Below are 21,816 nucleotides of genomic sequence, written 5' to 3' on the forward strand. Positions count from 1 at the left end.
CACCAACTATTGCTGTTCCCGCAACAGTCCTTTCTGTAATCCGCTCTGTTTCCTTTTACCCGCGCCCCTTATCTTTGCCCGCACCAAACAGCACTTGCCAAGCAAGAAGGTTTTTCAGATGTCCAACAGTATGGGTATTGCCAGCGCTTTCGTTTTGTCGTCCTTGTTCCTCTCGCCATTGGCCATGGCCGAAGAGTCGCCAGCCTTTATCGCGCAGAATGCCGCGCGTGCAGCCGCCTTCGACAAGGCCCAGAACGAACTGACCGCCAAGGCGCAAAACCCTGAGCACGCCCCGCAAGCAGCGACTGTCCAGGCTCAGCCGCAGGTTGAGAAAGACAGCTGATTGATCAGCGTTTCGAGTTTCCCTCGACACTTTACTCGGCTCTTTCCCACGTGAAGTTGTCTTAAAAGCCGCTGCTATCAGCGGCTTTTTTTTATTGTGTTTTCGCCCCGCCCGCACGCGTCCCTCTTAATAAGAAACACCGGTTTTCAAACAATGACCCTACAGGTCATTGCGCCAAGGAGCTGTACCCCACGTGAGTATCACCGTCAAACTGTGCCCTCTGTTCATTGCAATCGCCGCAACGATCCCCACCGCCGCCCAGGCCACCGAAAACTCCCCGCACGAAGGTTTTGTCGAGGGTTCCAGCCTCAACCTCAGTGCCCGCAACTACTACATGAACCGCAATCGCCTGCAGCAGGCTGATGACAACATCGAGTGGGGCCAGGGTTTTCTCGGACAATTCGAGTCGGGTTACACCCAGGGTCCACTGGGTTTTGGCCTGGACGCCAATGCCATGCTCGGGCTGAAACTCGATGGCGGGGGCGGCACCGACGGCTCCAGCATCCTGCCGACCGGCGATGGCAACGGCAAAGCCCCGGGGTCGTTTTCCACCAGCGGCGCGACCCTGAAAATGCGCGCCATGGACACGGAGCTCAAGGCCGGTGACCTGTTCCTCAATAACCCGGTGATCGCCGGCGGCATGAGCCGCATGTTGCCGCAGACCTTTCGCGGCGTCAGCCTGAGCAACCACAGCTTCAACGGCTGGCTGCTCGAAGGTGGCCAGGCCAGTTTCACCAAGCCGTACAACCAGAGCGGGCACCAGCGCATCGGCACTGCCTACGGGACCTTGGCCGAGGGTGACGAAAGCCGCCACCTGAACTGGGCCGGCGTGGCCTGGAGCGCGGTGCCAGGGCTTAGCAGCAGCCTGTACGCCTCCGAGCTCAAGGACGTGTGGAACCAGTACTACTACGACCTCGACTACCGCTACGCGCTGAACGAGCACGTCAGCCTGACCCCTGGCCTGCACTACTATCACACCCAGGACAGCGGCGAAGCGCTGCTGGGGGCGATCGACAACAACACCTACAGCCTGCATTTGACCCTCGGTGTCGGTAATCACAGCCTCACGGCGGCGTACCAGCGGGTGAACGGTAATACCCCGTTTGACTACATCGCCCAGGGCGACAGCGTCTACCTCGACAACTCGCAGCAATACTCGGACTTCAACGGCCCCAACGAGCGCTCGTGGAAGCTCAAGTACGCCTATGATTTTGCCGCTGTGGGCATGCCCGGCCTGACCTCGGCCCTGTCCTATTCGCGCGGCACCCTCGACTTGCGCAAAGTCGATCCGCACAGCCCCGGCTATGGCGCCTGGTACAACGCGGACGGCCAGCACGCCAAACACTGGGAGCGCGATCTCGACCTGCAGTACGTGGTCCAGGACGGCACGGCGAAAAATCTCGCCGTGCGCCTGCAATGGGCAACCAACCGGGGTGGCAACGGCTATGGCGCACTGGACAACGACACCGATGAGTACCGGGTGATCCTCGACTACCCGCTGAACGTTTTCTAAGGCACGCCTGCGCATACCTATGGGAATGAGCCGGGCGGCCCTCCGTCTGCTCGCGATGAACCGCAGAGTGCCGGGTGTTCACGGCATTCGTGCGTTTTCGTTCACGTCCATCGCGAGCAAGCTCGCTCCTACATAATGCTTCATCGCGGGGCTGGCGTTTTTTGCGCCTGGGATCTATATATGCAATCAAGCTAACGATCAACGAACTGATATCTGCAATGCCGCCCGGTCCGTTCGGGAACTACGCTGATGATGTCCCTCTGCAGAAATCAGAACCATGAGTGCAAGCCGTACGCACCTCCACTTGACGGGTAACACCCGCCGCCCCGAATTCATGCTGATTCTGGGCAGTTCGCTGACCGTCATTGCCATCATCGCCATCGTCACTTTCCTGCTGATACGCGAGCACGCCAACGCGATGCAGGCGGCGACTCGGAGCGCGACCAATATCGTGCAGTTGATCGACGCGGATGTGCTGCGCAACGTCGAACTCTATGACCTGTCACTGCAAGGCCTGATTGCCGCCGCCCAGCGTGACGACCTGCAACAGGTGTCGGCACAGATCCGTCACCTGGTGCTGTTCGATCGCTCCAGCACCGCACGTTTCAAAGGCGACCTGCTGTTGCTGGACAAGTATGGCAACGTGATCGCCGACTCCTCCCTGGTGACCCCGAAGCCGGGGAACTTCGCCGACCGTGATTACTTCCTGGCTCATGCGTTCAACGATGACACCGGGATGTTTATCAGCCGTCCCTTCAAACCCCGCTGTGAGTGCCCCGACAGCGAGCAGTGGCGCATCAGTTTCAGCCGGCGCATCTCTTCACCCTCCGGCGAGTTTCTCGGCGTGGCCGTGGCGTCCATGCGTCTCGCGTATTTCGACGAGTTGTTCAAGAGCCTGAACATCGGCAACGACAGCACCCTCAATGTGCTCGACAAGGACGGTATTCTGCTCGCGCAAAAACCCATGCTGCGTGACAACAGCATCGGCAAGAGCTTCGGCAACCGCCCCAATGTGGTTCGAATCATGCGCGAAGGCACAGGCAGTTTCAGCAGTGTCTCAAGCATGGACCACCGCAATCGCCTGTACACCTTCTCGCGCGTCGGCAATCTGCCATTGACGGTGATCGTGGCGCTGTCCATGGACGAAGTCTTCGCCACCTGGAAACGCACCGCCTATGTGATCAGTGGCGCCACCGGTGTGCTGTGCATCGGCCTGATGTGGCTGGCCCTACTGCTGTGTCGCGAGCTGCGTTTGCGCCAGCACGCCGAGCAGGAACTCGCCCAGCAGGCGGCCATTGATTCGCTCACCGGAGTGGCCAACCGCCGCACCCTGGATACGGTATTGAATCGCGAATGGTCGCGTGCCCATCGCTCGGGGAAACCGCTGTCGGTGCTGATGATCGACGCCGATCACTTCAAAGCCTTCAATGACCGGCATGGTCATCAGGGAGGGGATGATGCGTTGCGCGTGCTGGCCAGGGTCATCAGCGAAAACATCCGCCGCCCGGCTGATCTCGCTGCACGCTATGGCGGCGAAGAGTTCGCCGCGGTACTGCCGGAAACCGATACCGCCGGTGCACTGCGCATCGCCGAAAACATTCGTGCGGCGGTCGAACGACTACCGCCCTTTGCCGCCGACGAATCGCCCATGACCGTCAGCATCGGCCTCAGTACCTCCACAGGACAACCGAACCAGAGCCTGGAAAACTTGATGTATACCGCTGACAAGGCGCTGTACCAGGCCAAACACCGGGGACGCAACTGCGTGGTCAGTGCGCAGGAGTAGGTCCGGTATTTGCGCCAGGCATAAAAAAAGGCCACCCGAAGGCAGCCTTTAAAAACTAGAGAGGTTTTTACTTACACTGCCGCAACTGGGCGCATGTAAGAGATCGGAGCAGTGCTGGCGTCTTCAAAAGTCACGACTTCCCAAGCATCTGTCTGCTCAATCAATTTGCGCAGAAGCTGGTTGTTCAGTGCGTGGCCGGACTTGAAGCCCTTGAACTCACCAATCAGGCTATTGCCCAGCAGGTAGAGGTCGCCAATGGCGTCGAGGATCTTGTGCTTGACGAATTCGTCTTCGTAGCGAAGGCCGTCTTCGTTCAATACACCGTCCGCATCGACCACGATGGCATTTTCAACGCTACCGCCGAGTGCGAGGTTGTGCTTGCGCAGGTACTCGATATCACTCATGAAACCAAAGGTCCGGGCGCGGCTGACTTCTTTTACGAACGAAGTGCTGGAAAAATCCACGCTGGCACTTTGGGTGCGGTCACGAAACACCGGGTGATCGAAATCGATCTCGAAGCTCACCTTGAAACCTTCGAAAGGGACAAAAGTGGCGCGCTTGTCGCCATCTTCCACTGTCACTTCACGCAGGATACGGATGAACTTCTTGGCGGCATCCTGTTCTTCCAGGCCAGCCGATTGAATCAGGAATACAAAAGGTCCAGCGCTACCATCCATGATTGGCACTTCGGACGCGGAGAGCTCGACGTAGGCGTTATCGATGCCCAGGCCAGCCATGGCCGAGAGCAAGTGCTCCACCGTGTCCACTTTGACGTCACCGTTGACCAAAGTGGTCGACATAGTGGTTTCGCCAACGTTTTCTGCGCGAGCAGGAATCTGCACCACAGGGTCGAGATCGGCACGACAAAACACAATGCCAGTGTCGACAGGTGCAGGCTTGAGGGTCAGGTAGACCTTCTCCCCGGAGTGCAGGCCGACACCTGTGGCACGGATAATATTCTTCAGGGTGCGTTGTTTAATCATGGCATGGGCCGCTTCAGCGCAAAGTGCGAACTGGTATCAACAAAGGCTGGCGATAATAGCAGACCAGACCTTTGCTGAACACCAATCAACTTAATACGCCTGATACATTTCATCAATCGGCCTGACGACGCAGGAATGCCGGGATGTCCAGGTAATCCAGATCGTCTTGCGGATTGAGCTTTGCCGCCGCCGCTGCGCCGGCCTGAGCCTGGTTGCGCATCACGGTTGGACGGTCCAGGTCGCGGTAGTTCACCGACGGCATTTCCGGACGTGCGGCAGCGGCAGAAGGAGCCGGGGCGCTGGTCATGGAAGTGTGGACGGTGTTGTCGATGACCTTGACCGGCTTCTCGATTTTCGCGCCCAGACCGGTAGCAACAACGGTCACGTGCAGTTCGTCGCGCATGTCTGGATCGATAACGGTACCGACCTTGACCATCGCGTGTTCGGAAGCGAAGGCTTCGATGATGCTACCCACGTCGGAGTACTCACCCAGGGACAGGTCAGGACCGGCGGTGATGTTCACCAGGATGCCACGCGCACCTTGCAGGTTGACGTCTTCGAGCAACGGGTTGCGGATGGCCGCTTCAGTCGCTTCACGTGCACGGTTCGGACCGCTGGCGCAGCCAGTGCCCATCATCGCCATGCCCATTTCGCTCATCACGGTACGCACGTCGGCGAAGTCGACGTTGATCATGCCCGGACGCTTGATGATGTCGGAGATACCGCGCACGGCACCGGCCAACACGTCGTCAGCCTTGGCGAAAGCCGACAGCAGGCTGGCGTCCTTGCCGAGGATGGTCAGCAGCTTCTCGTTGGGAATGGTGATCAACGAGTCGACGCTTTCGGACAGCAGACGAATACCTTCGTCGGCCAGTTGCATACGCTTGCGACCTTCGAACGGGAACGGACGGGTCACCACCGCAACGGTGAGGATCCCCATTTCCTTGGCCACTTCGGCGATTACAGGTGCAGCACCGGTACCGGTACCACCACCCATGCCGGTGGTAATGAACACCATGTTGGTGCCCGCCAGTACTTCGGCGATGCGCTCACGGTCTTCCATGGCGGCCTGACGACCGACTTCAGGATTCGCGCCGGCGCCCAGGCCTTTGGTTACGCTGGTGCCCAGTTGCAGGATGGTCCGCGCGCTGATGCTTTTCAGCGCCTGGGCATCAGTGTTGGCGCAGATGAACTCAACGCCTTCAATGTTGCTCTTGACCATGTGATTGACAGCGTTGCCGCCGCCTCCGCCAACACCGATGACTTTAATGACCGGGCTTGCGGGGATGTTGTCTACGAGTTCGAACATTTTCCCTCTCCTTCAATTCTCTAGTTTTTTTCGCCTACTGCGCCTACTGCTTGTAACGGTGTTGCGGTAAATCTTTAGAAATTGCCTTGCACCCAGCTCTTGATGCGGTCGAGCAACGGGCTCTTGGCCTCTTCGTTGCTGTAGCTATCGCGGCTGCTGCTGATCCCCGAGAAGGAAATGCCGTCGGACTGCTTTTGCAGGCCGTACATCAGCAAACCAACACCGGTTGAATAAATCGGGTTGCGTACTACATCGTCCAGGCCCTTGACGCCATGGGGTACGCCCAGGCGGACTGGCATGTGGAAAATCTCTTCGGCCAGTTCCACCGCGCCTTCCATCTTCGACGTGCCACCGGTCAGCACGATGCCGGCCGGGATCAGGTCTTCGTAGCCGCTGCGACGCAGTTCAGCCTGGATCAAGGTGAACAGCTCGTCGTAACGCGGCTCGACCACTTCGGCCAGGGCCTGGCGGGACAGCTCGCGAGGCGGACGGTCACCAACGCTTGGCACCTTGATGGTTTCACCGGCACCAGCCAGCTTGGCCAGGGCGCAGGCGTAGCGAATCTTGATTTCCTCGGCGTACTGGGTCGGGGTGCGCAACGCCATGGCGATATCGTTGGTCACCTGGTCACCGGCAATCGGGATCACCGCGGTATGGCGGATCGCGCCTTCGGTGAAGATCGCGATGTCGGTGGTACCGCCGCCGATGTCCACCAGGCACACACCCAGCTCTTTCTCGTCATCGGTCAGCACCGAGTACGCCGAAGCCAGTTGCTCGAGGATGATGTCGTCGATTTCCAGGCCGCAGCGGCGCACGCATTTTTCAATGTTCTGTGCCGCATTGACCGCGCAGGTGACCACGTGGACCTTGGCTTCCAGGCGCACGCCGGACATGCCCAGCGGCTCGCGCACGCCTTCCTGGTTATCGATCACGTAGTCCTGCGGCAAGGTGTGCAGGACCCGCTGGTCGGCCGGGATCGCCACTGCCTGGGCAGCATCGAGCACACGCTCGAGGTCGGCGGAGCTGACTTCACGATCACGGATCGCGACGATGCCGTGGGAGTTCAGGCTGCGGATGTGATTACCCGCCACGCCGACGAACGCCGAGTGGATCCGGCAACCGGCCATCAGTTGCGCTTCTTCGATGGCGCGCTGGATCGACTGCACGGTGGACTCGATGTTCACCACCACGCCCTTCTTCAGGCCGCGGGAAGGATGGGTACCGATCCCGACGATTTCCAGTTGGCCATCGGCCGCGACCTCGCCTACCAGTGCCACCACCTTGGAGGTACCGATATCCAGACCGACGATCATTTTGCCGCTTTGCACGTTTGCCATGGTCCTGCCTCTTCTCAATTCTTCGCGACGGCGGGTTGGGCCGTCGTGGGCGCTACAGGTTCCCGCCAGCCGACGGCAAGGCCGTTGGCATAACGCAGGTCGATGCGCGCAATGTTCGTAATCTGTTCTTTAAGCGTCTTTTCGTAGATGGCAAAGAAGCGGCGCATCTTTTCCACCAGGTTGCCGCGGCCCAACAACAACTCGATCCCCGGCCCCGCACTGCCGGCACCTGTGGTCAGGAACCAACTGCCGCGTTCACGCAACTCCAGCCGGGCGATGGAGAAACCCAGTGGCCGAAGCATCTGGCTCAACACCTGATACTGCTGCATCACTTGCTGCTGGGCCCGCTGCGGGCCGAACAACTGTGGCAAATGTTCGTAATTGGCCAGTTCACGCGGGGTAAACGCCTGGCCCTGGTTATTCAGCAAGGCCTCGTCACCCCAACGGGCCACGGGCAGTTGTTCTTCCAGGCGAATCACCACCTGGTCAGGCCAGACGCGACGCACTTCGGCGTGGGCAATCCAGGGCATCTGTTCCAGCTCGGTGCGCATGCTCGCCAGGTCGATGGTGAAGAAGCTCGCCGCCACGTAGGGGGCGATCCGCTGCTGTACCGCTTGCTGGCTGATGTAGCTCAAGTCGCCCTGCACGTTGATCTTGGTGATCGGGCGGTCCGCGTACGGCATCAGGCGCTGGGCACCCTCATAGGTACCGAACCCCAACGCCACCAGCAGCACCGGCCAGAACACCGCTTTGAGAAAACCAAAATTGGCTTTCGGCAGGCGCACCGACATCGGCTCTTTGGCCACCATTCGGCTGGCACCCCGCGGTACCGGCTTGCGGCCGGGAGCGGGTGGCTGATGACGTAGCTGGGCGCCTTGCATGGACTTACCCTCGCGGCTCAATGCTTGCAGCCAGGATCGCCAACACCAACTGTTGGAAATCCAGGCCGGCTGCCCGGGCCGCCATCGGCACCAGGCTGTGATCGGTCATGCCCGGTGCGGTGTTGACTTCGAGGAACCAGAACTGCCCTTCGGCGTCCTGCATCACGTCAGCCCGTCCCCAACCGGCGATACCCAGCGCCTCACAGGCTTTCGCCGTAAGGTCCATGAGTTCTTGTTCCTTGGCACTGTCGAGGCCACACGGGATCCGGTACTGGGTATCGGAAGCCAGGTACTTGGCGTCGTAGTCGTAGAAAGTGTGCGGCGTACCCAGGGCGATCGGCGGCAACACCTGGTCGCGCAGCGTGGCGATGGTGAACTCCGGACCTTGAATCCATTGCTCGACCAACACTTGCGAATCGTAGGTACTGGCCGCTTTCCAGGCGTCGGTCAATTCAGACGCTGATGTCACTTTGGCCATACCGATACTTGAACCTTCATGCGCCGGTTTGACGATCAAAGGGAAGCCCAGTTCCGTCGCTGCCGAAATACAATCTGCTTCGCTGCTCAGCACGGCGTGACGCGGGGTCGGAATACCCAAGGTGTGCCAGACCTGCTTGGTGCGCAGTTTGTCCATGGCCAGGGCTGAAGCGAGGATGCCGCTGCCGGTGTACGGAATGCCCAGGCACTCGAGCAGGCCTTGCATGCTGCCGTCTTCACCGCCACGACCGTGGAGAATGATGAACGCACGGTCGATCTTTTCATCGAGCAGGCGCTGCAGGAAGTCGTCACCGACGTCGATCCCGAACGCATCCACACCGGCGCTCTGCAGGGCACTGAGCACCGCATTGCCGGATTTCAGCGAGACTTCGCGTTCGGCGCTCTTGCCACCGAACAGCACGGCGACACGCCCGAAGTCTTGCGGGGCGATAGTCGAGAACAGGTTGGCGTAGGCTGCAGTCATTTCAACTTCCCCTCGCTAGGCGCGGCAACGGCGCCTGCGAACAACGAACTTTTCAACAATTTGGGTGCAAGGCCACCGATATCACCGGCGCCCTGGCACAGAAGGATGTCACCGGCACGCAGCAACGGCTTGACCAGCGGCGCGAGGTCGACGCCACGCTCGATGTAGATCGGGTCAAGCTGGCCGCGCTGGCGAATGCTGTTGCACAGCTTGCGGCTGTCGGCGCCCGGGATCGGCTCTTCGCCGGCCGGATAGACTTCCATCAGCAGCAGCACGTTGGCATCGGCCAATACATTGACGAAGTCGTCATACAGGTCACGAGTGCGGCTGTAACGGTGCGGCTGGTAGACCATCACCAGGCGACGCTCCGGCCAGCCACCACGCACAGCCTGGATCACCGCGGCCACTTCGGTCGGATGGTGGCCGTAGTCGTCCACCAGCATCACGCTGCCGCCTTCGACCGGCAGCTCGCCGTAGACCTGGAAGCGGCGGCCGACACCCTGGAAGCCCGACAGGCCCTGGACGATGGCTTCATCGCTGACGCCTTCGTCAGTGGCGATACAGATGGTCGCCAGGGAGTTGAGCACGTTGTGGTTGCCCGGCATGTTCACCGACACATCCAGCGGCTCGCGATCAGGGCGCAGCACGGTGAAGAAGGTCTGCATGCCCTGCTGGCGAACATTGATTGCGCGCACGTCGGCGTCTTCGCTGAAACCGTAGGTGACGGTTGGGCGCTTGACCTGCGGCAGGATCTCGCGAACCACCGGATCGTCCAGGCACACCACCGCCAGACCGTAGAACGGCAGGTTGTGCAGGAACTCGACGAAGGTTTTCTTCAACTTGTTGAAGTCGCCGTCGTAGGTCGCCATGTGGTCGGCGTCGATGTTGGTGACCACGGCCACCAGCGGCTGCAGGTGCAGGAAACTGGCGTCGCTTTCATCGGCTTCGGCGATCAGGTAGCGGCTGGTGCCGAGCTGGGCATTGGTACCTGCTGCATTCAGGCGGCCACCGATGACGAAGGTCGGGTCCAGGCCACCGGCGGCGAACACCGAGGCGATCAGGCTGGTGGTGGTGGTTTTGCCATGGGTACCGGCGACGGCGATGCCGTGGCGATAGCGCATCAGCTCGGCCAGCATTTCAGCACGCGGCACCACTGGGATACGGCGCTCGAGCGCGGTCGCCACTTCCGGGTTGGAGGTGTTCACGGCACTGGAGACCACCAGTACATCGGCATTCGCGGCGTTCTCGGCGCGGTGGCCGAGGAAAATCTGTGCACCAAAGGATTCCAGGCGCTCCGTCACGGGGGAAGCCTTGAGGTCGGAACCGGACACTTCATAGCCCAGGTTCAGCAACACTTCGGCGATCCCGCACATGCCCACACCGCCGATGCCGACGAAGTGGATACGACGGATACGGCGCATTTCCGGCTGCGGCATGGCTTTCTGATTCTCAACCATGAACCACCTCCAGGCAGATATCGACCACGTTACGGGTGGCATTCGGTTTGGCCAGGCGACGAGCTGCGCCAGCCATGTCGTTGAGTCGTTGTGGTTGCATCAGGACCTCGGTCAGGCGCGCAGCCAGTTCTGCGGCGCCGGTCGTTCTTTGCGGCATCAGGAAGGCAGCGCCTTCACGAGCCAAATAATCGGCATTGCGGGTCTGGTGATCGTCGATCGCGTGGGGCAGAGGCACCAGCATCGAGGGCAGACCGGCAGCAGCCAGCTCACTGACAGTCAGCGCACCTGCGCGACAGACCACCAGGTCGGCCCAGCCGTAGGCTTGGGCCATGTCTTTGATGAACGGCTGCACTTGCGCCTCGACACCGGCAGCGCGGTAGCGCTCGGCAGTCACTTCATCGTGGTTTTTGCCAGCCTGGTGGAACACTTCCGGGCGCAGTTCGACGGGAACCTGCGACAGGGCTTCAGGCAGCAATTTGTTCAAGGGTTCTGCCCCCAGGCTTCCGCCCAGGACCAGCAAACGCGCCTGGCGTCCGGCCAGGGCCGGGCGCGGCGTATCGAGGAACAACTCGGCGCGCACCGGGTTACCGGTGGTCCGCCGGCTGCCACGGGCAGCAAAGGTGTCCGGGAAAGCTTCGCAGACTCGCGCGGCCAAGGGCACCAGCAACCGATTGGCGGTACCGGCCACGGCATTCTGTTCGTGAACGATCACCGGCACGCCGGCCAACCTGGCTGCTACGCCACCAGGGCCGGTGACATACCCGCCAAAACCAAGGACACACACCGGCTTCAGCTGACGAATGATCGCCCGCGCCTGGAACACCGCCTTGAGCAGCACAAAAGGTGCCTTGAGCAGGGACAACTTGCTCTTGCCGCGCAGGCCACTGACGTTGATCAGGTGCAACGGCAGGCCCGCATTGGGTACCAGCTCGTTTTCGATGCCACGGGGCGTGCCGAGCCAGTGCACGGTGTAGCCGCGCGCCTGGAACTCGCGGGCGCAGGCCAGTGCCGGGAACACGTGGCCACCGGTGCCGCCCGCCATGATCAGCACGTTAGCGCCCATGGGTTGGCTCCTCGGCAAAATCACTCTCCTTGAACTCCATCTCTTCGCTGCCCAGGTGGGTCCGACTCTCCCACTCGATACGCAGCAACAGCCCCAGGCACGCACAGCAGATCACCAGCGAGCTGCCGCCATAGCTGAGGAACGGCAAGGTCAGGCCCTTGGTTGGCAGCAGGCCGACGTTCACCCCGATGTTGATCAGGAACTGACCAATCCACAGGAACGACAAGCCGTAGGCGATGTAGGCGGCGAAGAACTGCTTGGACTTCTCGGCCCAATAACCGATGTACATGCCGCGGATGCAGACAAAGGTGAACAGTGCGACGGTGAACAGCGAGCCAATGGCACCCAGCTCCTCGGCCAGGACCGAGAACACGAAGTCGGTGTGGGCTTCCGGCAGGTAGAACTGCTTCTGCACGCTGTTGCCCAGGCCAACCCCCAGCCACTCGCCGCGACCAAACGCGATCAGGGCCTGGGACAGCTGGTAACCGGCGCCGAACTGATCGGCCCATGGGTCAGCAAAGTTGGTCAGACGCGCCATTCGATACGGCTGCACCTGAATCAACAGCACCACGGCCGCCACGGCCAGGACCACCATCAGGGAGAAGCGGAACAGCCCGACCCCGCCAAGGAACAGCATCGCTGCCGCCGCGCCCATCATCACCACGGTGGCCCCGAAGTCCGGTTCCATCAGCAACAGGCCCGCCATCGGCAGCAGCACGATGAACGGCTTGAAGAAGCCCATCCAGCTTTCACGCACTTCTTTTTGCCGGCGCACCAGGTAACCGGCGAGGTAGATCACCACGAACACCTTGGCGATTTCCGAAGGCTGGACGTTGAAGAAACTGAAGCCGATCCAGCGCATCGAGCCGTTCACTTCGCGGCCGATCCCCGGGATGATCACCATCACCAGCAGGCCGAACGCACCAATCAGCATCAGCCAGCCCAGGCGTTGCCAGGTGGCGATCGGAATCATCATGGTGACGATGCAGGCCCCAAGGCCAAGCAGGACGTAGATCAGGTGGCGAATCATGTAATACAGGGCGCTGCCCGACTGCACGGCTGCCACTTCAGTGGAGGCCGATGCAATCATCACCAGCCCCAGGCCGATCAGCGCCAGGCACCCGGCGAGCATCGGGAAGTCGAGGTCGATACCGCGTCCGGTGATGATCGGCGACGGGTAAGGCTTGATGATGTTTCTCAAGTTCATGCCAAGTCCTCCACGGCCTGGGCGAACAGGTGCCCACGCTCTTCGTAGTTCTTGAACATGTCGAAACTGGCGCAGGCCGGCGACAACAGCACGGCGTCACCGGGCTGGGCCACGGCGCGGCATTGTGCGACCGCTTCGAGCAGCGAGTTGACGCGAATCTGCGGTACACCGTCGCCGATGGCCTGGCCGATCAGTTCGCTGTCACGGCCCATCAACACCACCGCACGGCAATTCGCCGCGACCGGATCACGCAGGTCCTTGAATTCGGCGCCCTTGCCATCGCCGCCGGCAATCAGCACGAGTTTGCCGTCGATGTCGGCGCCCAGGCCTTCGATCGCCGCCAGGGCGGCACCGACGTTGGTGGCCTTGGAGTCGTTGTAGTAGCTCACGCCGTCCAGGTCACGCACCCACTGGCAGCGGTGCTCGAGGCCGGCGAAGGTACGCAGGGTGGCGAGCATGGCGTCGAACGGCAGGCCGACGGCGTGCCCCAGCGCCAAGGCCGCGAGGGCGTTGGACTGGTTGTGGGCGCCACGGATTTTCAGCTCGCGCACCGGCATCAGGTTGGTGAATTCGAAGGCCAGGTATTTCTCGCCGTTCTCTTCACGCAGGCCAAAGGCCTTGAAGTCAGGTTTGCCGAGGCCGAAGGTCCAGCACGGCAGGCCCTCGCCCATCAGCGGCCGGCTCAGGGCGTCCTGGCGGTTGACCACCACTTGCCGCGCGCCGCGGAAGATCCGGTGCTTGGCCAGGTGATAGGCTGGCAGGCCGCTGTAGCGGTCCATGTGGTCTTCGCTGACGTTGAGCACGGTGGCCACTTCAGCGCCCAGGTGATCGGTGGTTTCGAGCTGGAAGCTGGACAACTCCATCACGTACAGCTCGACATCGTCGCTCAGCAGGTCGAGCGCCGGCGTTCCGAGGTTGCCGCCCACGGCCACACGCTTGCCGGCCGCAGCCGCCATGTCGCCGACCAGGGTGGTCACCGTGCTTTTCGCGTTGGAGCCGCTGATGGCGACGATCGGCGCTTTCGCGTTACGCGCGAACAGCTCGATGTCACCGGACAGTTTCACGCCACGGGCAGCCGCCGCCTGCAGGGCTGGTGTAGCCAGCGCCAGGCCGGGGCTCACGTAGAGCTCGTCGGCACGGCACAGGAACTCGACATCCAGCTCGCCACAACGCACTTCCACGTGCGGGTAGTCACGGCGCAGCGTGACCAGCTCCGGTGGATTGTCCCGCGTGTCAGCCACAGCGAACGCCACGCCCCGGTTCGCCAGGAAGCGAACCAGGGACATGCCGCTCTTGCCGAGGCCGACAACGATGCGGAAGTGGTCAGAAGCGATCAGAGACACTCGTTCTACCTCAGCTTCAGGGTGGCAAGGCCGAACAGCACGAGAATCACGGTGATGATCCAGAATCGGACGATCACGCGTGGCTCGGGCCAGCCCTTGAGTTCAAAGTGGTGGTGGATCGGCGCCATGCGAAACACCCGGCGACCGGTCAGCTTGAAGGACGCGACCTGGATCACCACCGACAGGGTTTCCATCACGAACACGCCGCCCATGATGAACAGCACGATTTCCTGGCGCACGATCACTGCGATGGTGCCCAGGGCCGCGCCCAACGCCAATGCGCCGACGTCGCCCATGAACACTTGCGCCGGGTAGGTGTTGAACCACAGGAAGCCCAGGCCGGCACCAATCAGCGCGCCGCAGAACACAATCAGTTCACCCGCGCCCGGGACATAAGGGATCAACAGGTATTCGGCGAATTTCACGTTACCCGACAGGTAGCAGAAGATCCCCAGGGCGCCGCCGACCATCACGGTCGGCATGATCGCCAGGCCATCGAGGCCATCGGTCAGGTTGACGGCGTTGCTGGAGCCGACGATCACGAAGTAGGTCAGGACGATGAAGCCGGCACCCAGCGGAATGCTGTAGTCCTTGAGCATCGGCAGGATCAGGGTGGTTTCCACCGGGCTGGCGGCCGTCATATAAAGGAAGATCGCCGCGCCCAGGCCAAACACCGACTGCCAGAAGTACTTCCAGCGGCTCGGCAAGCCACGGGAGTTCTTCTCGATGACTTTGCGGTAGTCGTCGACCCAGCCGATGGCGCCGAACAGCAGGGTCACCAGCAGCACGACCCAGACATAACGGTTGGTCAGGTCGGCCCACAGCAGGGTGCTGACGCCAATGGCGGACAGGATCAGCGCGCCACCCATGGTCGGGGTGCCGGATTTGGACAGGTGCGATTGCGGTCCGTCGTTACGTACCGATTGGCCAATCTGACGATTCTGCAGGGTGCGGATCATCCACGGCCCGAAGCACAGCGACAGCGACAGCGCGGTCAGTACACCCAGAATCCCGCGCAGGGTCAGGTACTGGAAGACCGCGAAGCCTTTGTAGAACTGTTGCAGATACTCCGCTAGCAGCAGCAGCATTAATGTTTCTCCCCGCTCGAACCGCACAGAGCCGCAACGATGTTTTCCATCGCCGCGCTGCGCGAGCCCTTGATCAAAATAGTGGTGTTTGAATCGTGTTCGGCGCCCAGCGCCGCAATCAGGTCGGCCTGAGTGGCAAAGTGACGGGCCTGTTCACCGAAGGCGGCGACGGCATGCGCCATCAACGGCCCTACGGCGTAAAGTGCAGAAACCTTGCCGCTGGCATACGCGCCAACTTCGCGGTGCCCCTGCTCCGCCCACTCGCCCAACTCGCCGATATCTCCGAGCACCAGGACGGTGCGGCCGGAAAAGCCGGCAAGTATATCAACCGCAGCGCACATCGAGGTGGGGTTTGCGTTGTAAGAATCATCAATGACCCGCATGCCATTGCTCGCCAGTTGCGCCACCGCGCGTCCCTTGACCGGTTGCACGGCGTTCAGGCCGGTGACGATGCCGAACAGCGACACCCCGAGGGCGTGGGCAGCGGCGGCGGCCGCCAGGGCGTTGGCCACGTTGTGGGTGCCCAGCAGATTCAACTGGACGTGCTCGACACCCAGCGGACTGTGCAGTTTGAAGGACGGGCAGCCCCGTGCGTCGCGATCCAGGTCACTGGCATGGAAGTCGGCCTGGCTGTCGTGCAGGGCGAAGGTCAGCACCTGGCGCCCGGCTGCGCGGGCCTTCCAGATGGCGAATGCCTTGTCGTCGAGGTTCAGTACGGCGACGCCATCGGCGTCCAGCCCTTCGAGAATCTCGCCCTTGGCCTCGACGATTTTTTCCGGCCCGCCGAACTCACCGACGTGGGCGGTCCCGGCATTGTTGAGCACGGCTACGTGGGGCTTGGTCATGGCCACGGTGTAGGCGATCTCGCCGATGCGCGAGGCGCCCAGCTCGATCACCGCAGCACTGTGTTCGGCCGCCAGTTCCAGCAGGGTCAGGGGCACGCCGAGGTCGTTGTTCAGGTTGCCACGGGTCGCCAGCACCGGACCGCGGGTGCGCAGGATGCTCGCGAGCATTTCCTTGACCGTGGTCTTGCCGCTGGAACCGGTGATTGCCGCGACCGGCTTGGTAAAGGCCGCACGGTTCAGGGCGCCCAGTTGACCCAGGGCCTGCCGAGTGTCCTTGACCAGCAGTTGCGGCAAGGTGGCGTTGGCCACTGCACGCTCGACCAAGGCTGCGACCGCACCTTTGCCGGCCACTTCGTTGAGGTAGTCGTGCCCGTCGAAACGCGGACCGGCCAGGGCCACGAACAGTTGGCCCGGCACGATGGCCCGGCTGTCGATGCTCACGCCCTCGAAGCGGCTGTCGGTAGTAACCAGACGGCCACCCAATGGACCCGCCACTTCGCTCAATTGCAGGGCCTTAAGCATGGCTCACCTCCCAGGCGGTCAAGGCGCGATCGGCCTCCACCAGGTCAGAGAAGGCATGGCGTTGGCCATTGATTTCCTGATAGTCCTCATGACCTTTGCCAGCCAGGACGATCACGTCATCGGCGCTGGCGCCAGCAACAATTTCGGCAATCGCCTGGCCACGACCGGCGACAAAACGTACGTTATCTACCGCGCTGAAACCGGCGCGGATGTCGTCGAAAATCTGCAGTGGGTCTTCGCTGCGCGGGTTGTCATCGGTCACCAGCACGCCATCGGCCAGGCGCTCGACCACTTCGGCCATCAGCGGACGCTTGCCACGATCGCGATCGCCGCCGCAGCCGAACAGGCACAACAACTGACCCTTGGCGTGGGGACGCAGGGCCAGCAGGACTTTTTCCAGGGCGTCGGGGGTATGGGCGTAGTCGACCACTACCAATGGCTGGGTGCCGCCACCCAGGCGCTGCATGCGACCGGCCGGGCCTTCGAGCTTGGGCAGCACACGGAGGATTTCGTCCAGCGCATAGTCCAGGCCGAGCAAGGCACCGACCGCGGCCAGCACGTTGCTCAGGTTAAAACGACCGAGCAAGGCGCTGCGCAAATGGTGTTCGCCCTGAGGCGTTACCAGCGTGGCACGCACACCCTCGTCGTCGAACTGCGCTTCGCGGCAATACAGGTAGGCGCTGGCGTCTTCCAGGCTGTAGGTGATCAGGCGCGATTCGCCCTTGTCGGCGGCCAGTTGGCGACCGAATTCGTCGTCGAGGTTGACCACCCGGCACTTCAGGTCATTCCAGGCGAACAACTTGGCCTTGGCTTCACCATAGGCCTGCATGGTGCCGTGATAGTCCAGGTGATCGCGGGACAGGTTGGTCATCACTGCCACGTCGAAGGCCAGCGCGCTGACGCGTCCCTGATCCAGGCCGTGGGAAGAAACTTCCATGGCCACCGCCTTGGCACCGGCCTTTTTCAGGTCGGCCAGGGTGGCTTGCATGTCGATCGGGTTGGGTGTGGTGTGCAGGCCGCTTTGCAGCGCGCCGTAGAAGCCACTGCCCAGGGTGCCGACGATGCCGCAGTGCTGGCCGAGCAAATCGAGGGCCTGGGCAACCAACTGGGTCACACTGGTTTTGCCGTTGGTGCCGGTGACACCGACCAGGTTCAGATGCCGGCTCGGGTCACCATAGAAGCGTCCAGCGATGTCCGACAGTTGCGCGGCCAGGCCTTTGACCGGGATCAGCGGCACATCGGTAATCGGCAGGACGGTCGCCCCTTCGACTTCATAGGCCACGGCTGCCGCACCGCGTTGCAGGGCATCGGCGATATGCGCACGGCCATCGAACTTGCCGCCAGGCACTGCGAGGAACAGGTCCCCGGCGCGCACATTGCGGCTGTCCAGGGCCAGTTCGCGAATCAACAGGTCGCGGCCGGCATGGGCGAAAATCTTGTTCAGGCTCAGAGACATCAGCCGCGCCCTCCGTTGGCTTTGAGTGGGATCGCCGGGGTGGCATTGGCTTGCTGGGTCGGCGGCAGGTTATCCGGCGAGATGTTCATCAGGCGCAGGGTGCCCGACATCACTTTGCTGAACACCGGTGCCGAAACCAGGCCACCGAAGTAGCCGGCCTTGCTCGGTTCATCGATCACCACGACGATGGCAAAACGCGGGTCGCTCATCGGGCCGAAACCGGCAAACAGCGAGCGGTAGGAATTGACGGCGTAGCCCTTGAGACCTGCGGAGGTCTTACGCGCAGTACCGGACTTGCCGGCCACGTGATAGGCCGGAACCTGCGCACGGAATACTCCGCGCGGCGCCTCGATCACTTGCTGCAGCATGCCCTGCATGGTCTTGGCGACGTCTTCCGGGATCACCTGGGTGGTTTGCGGCAGCTTGTCGGTCTTGACCAGGGTCAGGGGTGCGATACGGCCGTTGTTGGCCAATGCCGAGAACGCGTGGACCAGCTGGATCGCGGTGACCGACAGACCGTAGCCGTACGACAGCGTGGCCGTCTCGGCCTTGCGCCATTCGCGGTAGTTGGGCAGGTTGCCGACGCGCTCGCCCGGGAAGCCCAGGCCAGTGTCCTGGCCCAGGCCGATCTTCTGAGCCAGGCGAAAAATAGTCTCGCCGCCAATATCGAAGGCGATCTTGCTCATGCCCACGTTACTGGAGTTGATCAGGATCCCGGTCAGATCGAGCACCGGGCCTTCGCTCTTGGACACGTCACGAATGGTGTACTTGCCCAGTTGCAGGGTGCCCGGATAGACCTCGACCCGGTCACTCGGCTTCCAGCGCCCGGTTTCCAGGGCGGCACTCATGGAGATGGCCTTCATGGTCGAGCCCGGCTCGAACACGTCGATCATCGCGCGGTTACGCATCATCGCCGGCTGCAGGTTGCGACGGTTGTTCGGGTTGTAGGTCGGCTGGTTGACCATGGCCAGGATCTCGCCGGACTTGACGTCCATGATCACCAGGCTGCCGGCCTTGGCACCGTTCTCGATGATCGCGTTGCGCAGTTCGCGGTTGGCCAGGTATTGCAGGCGCAGGTCAATCGACAACGCCAAGGGCTTGCCGGCCTTGGCGTTTTTGGTGACCTGGACATCTTTGATCAGTCTGCCGCGCCGGTCCTTGATGACCTGGCGTTTACCGGGGACCCCGGCCAGCCATTCGTCATAGGCCAGCTCCACGCCTTCGCGGCCATGGTCGTCGATATCGGTAAAGCCGACCATGTGGGCGGTGACTTCCCCGGCCGGGTAGAAGCGCCGGAACTCTTCGATGCCATAGACGCCAGGCACTTTCAGGTCGAGCACCACCTGGCCTTGCTCCGGCGTCAGGCCGCGCACCAGGTAGATGAATTCTTTATTGGCCTGGGCTTCCAGGCGCTCGGTCAGCGCACGCGGGTCCTGGCCCAATGCGGCAGCCAGGGCCGGCCAGCGGTCCTTGGCGCTCTGCATTTCCTTGGCGTTGGCCCACAGGGTGGTGACCGGAGTACTGACCGCCAAAGGCTCGCCGTTACGGTCGGTGATCAGGCCACGGTGCGCGGGAATCGGGATGTGCCGCATGCTACGCGCGTCACCCTGGCCCTTGAGGAAGGCACGGTCGACCACTTGCAAGTCAATGATGCGCCAGGCAATCGCCGCCACCATGATCCCGAGCAAGCCCACGACCAAGCGAAACCGCCACGGAAAGAGTGCCCCCTCGAGTTTCATCATGGCGCCACCATCCGCACTTCTGCCGCGCCGGGAATGCGCATCTTCAGTTGTTCGGTGGCCAGCACTTCAATACGGCTATGAGCGGTCCAGGTGCTCTGCTCGAGAATCAACCGCCCCCACTCCGCCTGCGCCTTGTCGCGCACACTCAACTCGCCGTACAACGAGTTGAGCAATTGCCGATTCCAGTGGGCGCTGTAGGACACCGCGATCGCGGAAACCAGCACGCCGATAAACAGCAGCAGCATGATAAAGCTGCCGCCTGGAAGAGGCTTGGCGAAAAGCTTGCTCACCGCAGCTTCTCCGCGACACGCATGACAGCGCTACGGGAACGTGGGTTGGCTTTGAGTTCGGCTTCGCCGGCGAACTGCGCTTTGCCATGGACTTTGATTTTCGGCACAAAGGCTTCGAAACGTACCGGCAGGTTGCGCGGCAGGTTGTCGGTTTCACCCTTGACCAGTTTGCGCATGAACAGCTTGACGATGCGATCTTCCAGCGAGTGGAAGCTGATCACTACCAGGCGGCCGCCGATTTCCAGCGCCTCGAGTGCTGCTTCGAGGCCGGCTTCGAGATCGCCCAGTTCATTGTTGACGTGAATTCGCAGGCCCTGGAAGGCACGGGTAGCTGGGTTCTTACCTTTTTCCCACGCCGGGTTGGCGACTTTCAGCACTTCTGCCAGGTCACCAGTGCGCTCGAACGGCTTGATGTCGCGACGCTCAGCCACGGCACGGGCCATGCGCCCGGAGAAACGTTCTTCGCCATATTCCTTGAACACCCGGGCGATTTCTTCGACGGGCGCGGTGTTGACGAACTCGGCAGCACTGATCCCGCGGGACGGGTCCATGCGCATGTCCAGGGGGCCGTCATTGAGGAAGCTGAAGCCACGCTCAGGGTCGTCTAGCTGGGGCGAAGACACGCCCAGGTCGAGCAGCACACCGCTGACCTTGCCGGCCAGGCCGCGCTCGGCAACTTCCGAACCCAGTTCGGCAAAGCTGCGCTGCACAACGACAAAGCGGCCGTCTTCGGCCGCTAGCGTTTGCCCGGTGGCAATCGCTTGAGGATCTTTGTCAAACCCCAGCAACCGGCCATCAGAACCGAGCTGGCTGAGTATCAGGCGGCTGTGGCCGCCGCGCCCGAACGTGCCATCGAGATAGCAACCATCAGGGCGTACGGCGAGAGCCTCGACGGCTTCGTCAAGCAGTACGGTGATGTGGTTAAAGCCGCTATCAATAGTCACAGGATCAAATCACGCAGTTCATCAGGCATAGCGCCCGGTTGTTGAATAGCAGCCAGGTCAGCAGCAGACACTGCATCCCAGGCATCCTCGTCCCACAATTGGAACTTGTTCAGTTGGCCTACCAACATCGCGCGCTTATCCAACTTGGCATATTCACGCAGACGCGGCGGAACCAGAAAACGACCACTGCCGTCGAGTTCGAGGTCGACGGCATTACCAATCAGCAAACGTTGCAGGCGACGGTTCTCTTCGCGAAGCGAAGGCAGTGCGCGCAGTTTGGTTTCAATCAGCTCCCACTCATCGAGGGGGTAAACACACAAACAAGGATCAACCGCATCAATGGTCACGATCAGTTGCCCGGAACTACGCGAAACCAACTCGTCACGATACCGGCTCGGCATAGCGAGACGGCCTTTTGCATCGAGACTGATAGCGTTAGCTCCGCGAAACACGTCAGCGTTTCTCCAAATTCTAGCGTTTTACGCTCAAAAAACCCACTTCATGCCACTTTCCGCCACTTGCGCACACTATAGGAATGCGCCTACCGCACCGTCAAGGCGCGCAGTAAAGGAAAACCCTTACAGATCGGAGATTTAGCGGTACAAAAGAAGGGGTTACGAGTATTTGGCGGATGACTCAGCTCAATAACTTGAAGCAGCGCAGGAGGCTACGTTCAGAAGTTAAAGTAATTTGTTAAGAGTAAGATTTTTTCGGTATTACGAAAGCGCTTCTGCTATTGATTCAGC

Annotated in this window: 19 protein-coding genes; 3 read left to right on the forward strand and 16 right to left on the reverse strand. The window is 61.5% G+C overall.

Annotation, left to right across the window (positions count from 1 at the left end; genetic code table 11):
* The first annotated feature begins 118 nt into the window (after positions 1 to 118).
* From QMK50_RS09160 to QMK50_RS09170, 3 genes are all read left to right on the forward strand, one after another.
* Positions 119 to 343: a hypothetical protein gene (locus QMK50_RS09160; protein WP_095168929.1), complete on the forward strand. Its 225-nt coding sequence runs from the start codon at positions 119 to 121 to the stop codon at positions 341 to 343.
* Between the two features lie 193 nt (positions 344 to 536).
* Entirely contained in the window at positions 537 to 1,856 is a 1,320-nt protein-coding gene (locus QMK50_RS09165) for an OprD family porin (RefSeq protein ID WP_320332991.1), read from the forward strand.
* A gap of 277 nt (positions 1,857 to 2,133) precedes the next feature.
* Positions 2,134 to 3,642, forward strand: a complete 1,509-nt coding sequence (locus QMK50_RS09170) for a sensor domain-containing diguanylate cyclase (protein ID WP_095168931.1) — start codon at positions 2,134 to 2,136, stop codon at positions 3,640 to 3,642.
* Positions 3,643 to 3,713: 71 nt separating this feature from the next.
* Here QMK50_RS09170 and lpxC read toward each other — a convergent pair whose 3' ends face one another.
* From lpxC to mraZ, 16 genes are all read right to left on the reverse strand, one after another.
* Positions 3,714 to 4,625 (reverse strand): UDP-3-O-acyl-N-acetylglucosamine deacetylase, encoded by a 912-nt coding sequence (gene lpxC / locus QMK50_RS09175; protein ID WP_007939852.1) that lies wholly within the window; start codon positions 4,623 to 4,625, stop codon positions 3,714 to 3,716.
* A gap of 112 nt (positions 4,626 to 4,737) precedes the next feature.
* The gene (ftsZ, locus tag QMK50_RS09180) at positions 4,738 to 5,934 is read right to left on the reverse strand and encodes a cell division protein FtsZ (protein ID WP_095168932.1); all 1,197 of its coding nucleotides are present in this window, start codon (positions 5,932 to 5,934) and stop codon (positions 4,738 to 4,740) included.
* A gap of 74 nt (positions 5,935 to 6,008) precedes the next feature.
* Positions 6,009 to 7,271, reverse strand: coding sequence for a cell division protein FtsA (gene ftsA / locus QMK50_RS09185; protein WP_095168933.1), 1,263 nt, complete (start codon positions 7,269 to 7,271; stop codon positions 6,009 to 6,011).
* A gap of 14 nt (positions 7,272 to 7,285) precedes the next feature.
* Entirely contained in the window at positions 7,286 to 8,152 is an 867-nt protein-coding gene (locus tag QMK50_RS09190) for a cell division protein FtsQ/DivIB (protein ID WP_320332992.1), read from the reverse strand.
* Positions 8,153 to 8,156: 4 nt separating this feature from the next.
* Entirely contained in the window at positions 8,157 to 9,113 is a 957-nt protein-coding gene (locus QMK50_RS09195; RefSeq protein ID WP_095168935.1) for a D-alanine--D-alanine ligase, read from the reverse strand.
* Entirely contained in the window at positions 9,110 to 10,570 is a 1,461-nt protein-coding gene (gene murC, locus QMK50_RS09200) for a UDP-N-acetylmuramate--L-alanine ligase (RefSeq protein ID WP_095168936.1), read from the reverse strand. The genes QMK50_RS09195 and murC overlap by 4 nt, the downstream gene beginning before the upstream one ends.
* Positions 10,563 to 11,633, reverse strand: a complete 1,071-nt coding sequence (gene murG, locus QMK50_RS09205) for an undecaprenyldiphospho-muramoylpentapeptide beta-N-acetylglucosaminyltransferase (protein WP_159997885.1) — start codon at positions 11,631 to 11,633, stop codon at positions 10,563 to 10,565. Before murG ends, murC begins: the two co-directional genes overlap by 8 nt.
* Positions 11,623 to 12,840 carry a putative lipid II flippase FtsW gene (gene ftsW, locus QMK50_RS09210; protein WP_159997887.1) on the reverse strand — a complete coding sequence of 406 codons (1,218 nt, stop codon included), beginning with the start codon at positions 12,838 to 12,840 and terminating at the stop codon, positions 11,623 to 11,625. Before ftsW ends, murG begins: the two co-directional genes overlap by 11 nt.
* Complete coding sequence (gene murD / locus QMK50_RS09215) at positions 12,837 to 14,183, reverse strand: UDP-N-acetylmuramoyl-L-alanine--D-glutamate ligase (RefSeq protein ID WP_159997889.1); 1,347 nt, start codon at positions 14,181 to 14,183, stop codon at positions 12,837 to 12,839. The genes ftsW and murD overlap by 4 nt, the downstream gene beginning before the upstream one ends.
* Before the next feature lie 5 nt (positions 14,184 to 14,188).
* Positions 14,189 to 15,271, reverse strand: a complete 1,083-nt coding sequence (gene mraY, locus QMK50_RS09220) for a phospho-N-acetylmuramoyl-pentapeptide-transferase (protein WP_095168940.1) — start codon at positions 15,269 to 15,271, stop codon at positions 14,189 to 14,191.
* Positions 15,271 to 16,638: a UDP-N-acetylmuramoyl-tripeptide--D-alanyl-D-alanine ligase gene (locus QMK50_RS09225; RefSeq protein WP_320332993.1), complete on the reverse strand. Its 1,368-nt coding sequence runs from the start codon at positions 16,636 to 16,638 to the stop codon at positions 15,271 to 15,273. Before QMK50_RS09225 ends, mraY begins: the two co-directional genes overlap by 1 nt.
* Positions 16,631 to 18,094, reverse strand: a complete 1,464-nt coding sequence (locus QMK50_RS09230) for a UDP-N-acetylmuramoyl-L-alanyl-D-glutamate--2,6-diaminopimelate ligase (RefSeq protein WP_159997893.1) — start codon at positions 18,092 to 18,094, stop codon at positions 16,631 to 16,633. The genes QMK50_RS09225 and QMK50_RS09230 overlap by 8 nt, the downstream gene beginning before the upstream one ends.
* A complete protein-coding gene (locus QMK50_RS09235; RefSeq protein ID WP_320334507.1) occupies positions 18,094 to 19,833 on the reverse strand; it encodes a penicillin-binding protein 2 in 1,740 nt (579 codons plus the stop codon). Before QMK50_RS09235 ends, QMK50_RS09230 begins: the two co-directional genes overlap by 1 nt.
* A complete protein-coding gene (gene ftsL / locus QMK50_RS09240) occupies positions 19,833 to 20,126 on the reverse strand; it encodes a cell division protein FtsL (protein ID WP_095168944.1) in 294 nt (97 codons plus the stop codon). Before ftsL ends, QMK50_RS09235 begins: the two co-directional genes overlap by 1 nt.
* Positions 20,123 to 21,070, reverse strand: coding sequence for a 16S rRNA (cytosine(1402)-N(4))-methyltransferase RsmH (rsmH, locus tag QMK50_RS09245; RefSeq protein WP_413787295.1), 948 nt, complete (start codon positions 21,068 to 21,070; stop codon positions 20,123 to 20,125). Before rsmH ends, ftsL begins: the two co-directional genes overlap by 4 nt.
* Positions 21,067 to 21,522 (reverse strand): division/cell wall cluster transcriptional repressor MraZ, encoded by a 456-nt coding sequence (mraZ, locus tag QMK50_RS09250; protein ID WP_019693566.1) that lies wholly within the window; start codon positions 21,520 to 21,522, stop codon positions 21,067 to 21,069. Before mraZ ends, rsmH begins: the two co-directional genes overlap by 4 nt.
* Positions 21,523 to 21,816 lie beyond the last annotated feature (294 nt).

The sequence above is a fragment of the Pseudomonas sp. P5_152 genome (assembly GCF_033989915.1).
Lineage (GTDB): Bacteria > Pseudomonadota > Gammaproteobacteria > Pseudomonadales > Pseudomonadaceae > Aquipseudomonas.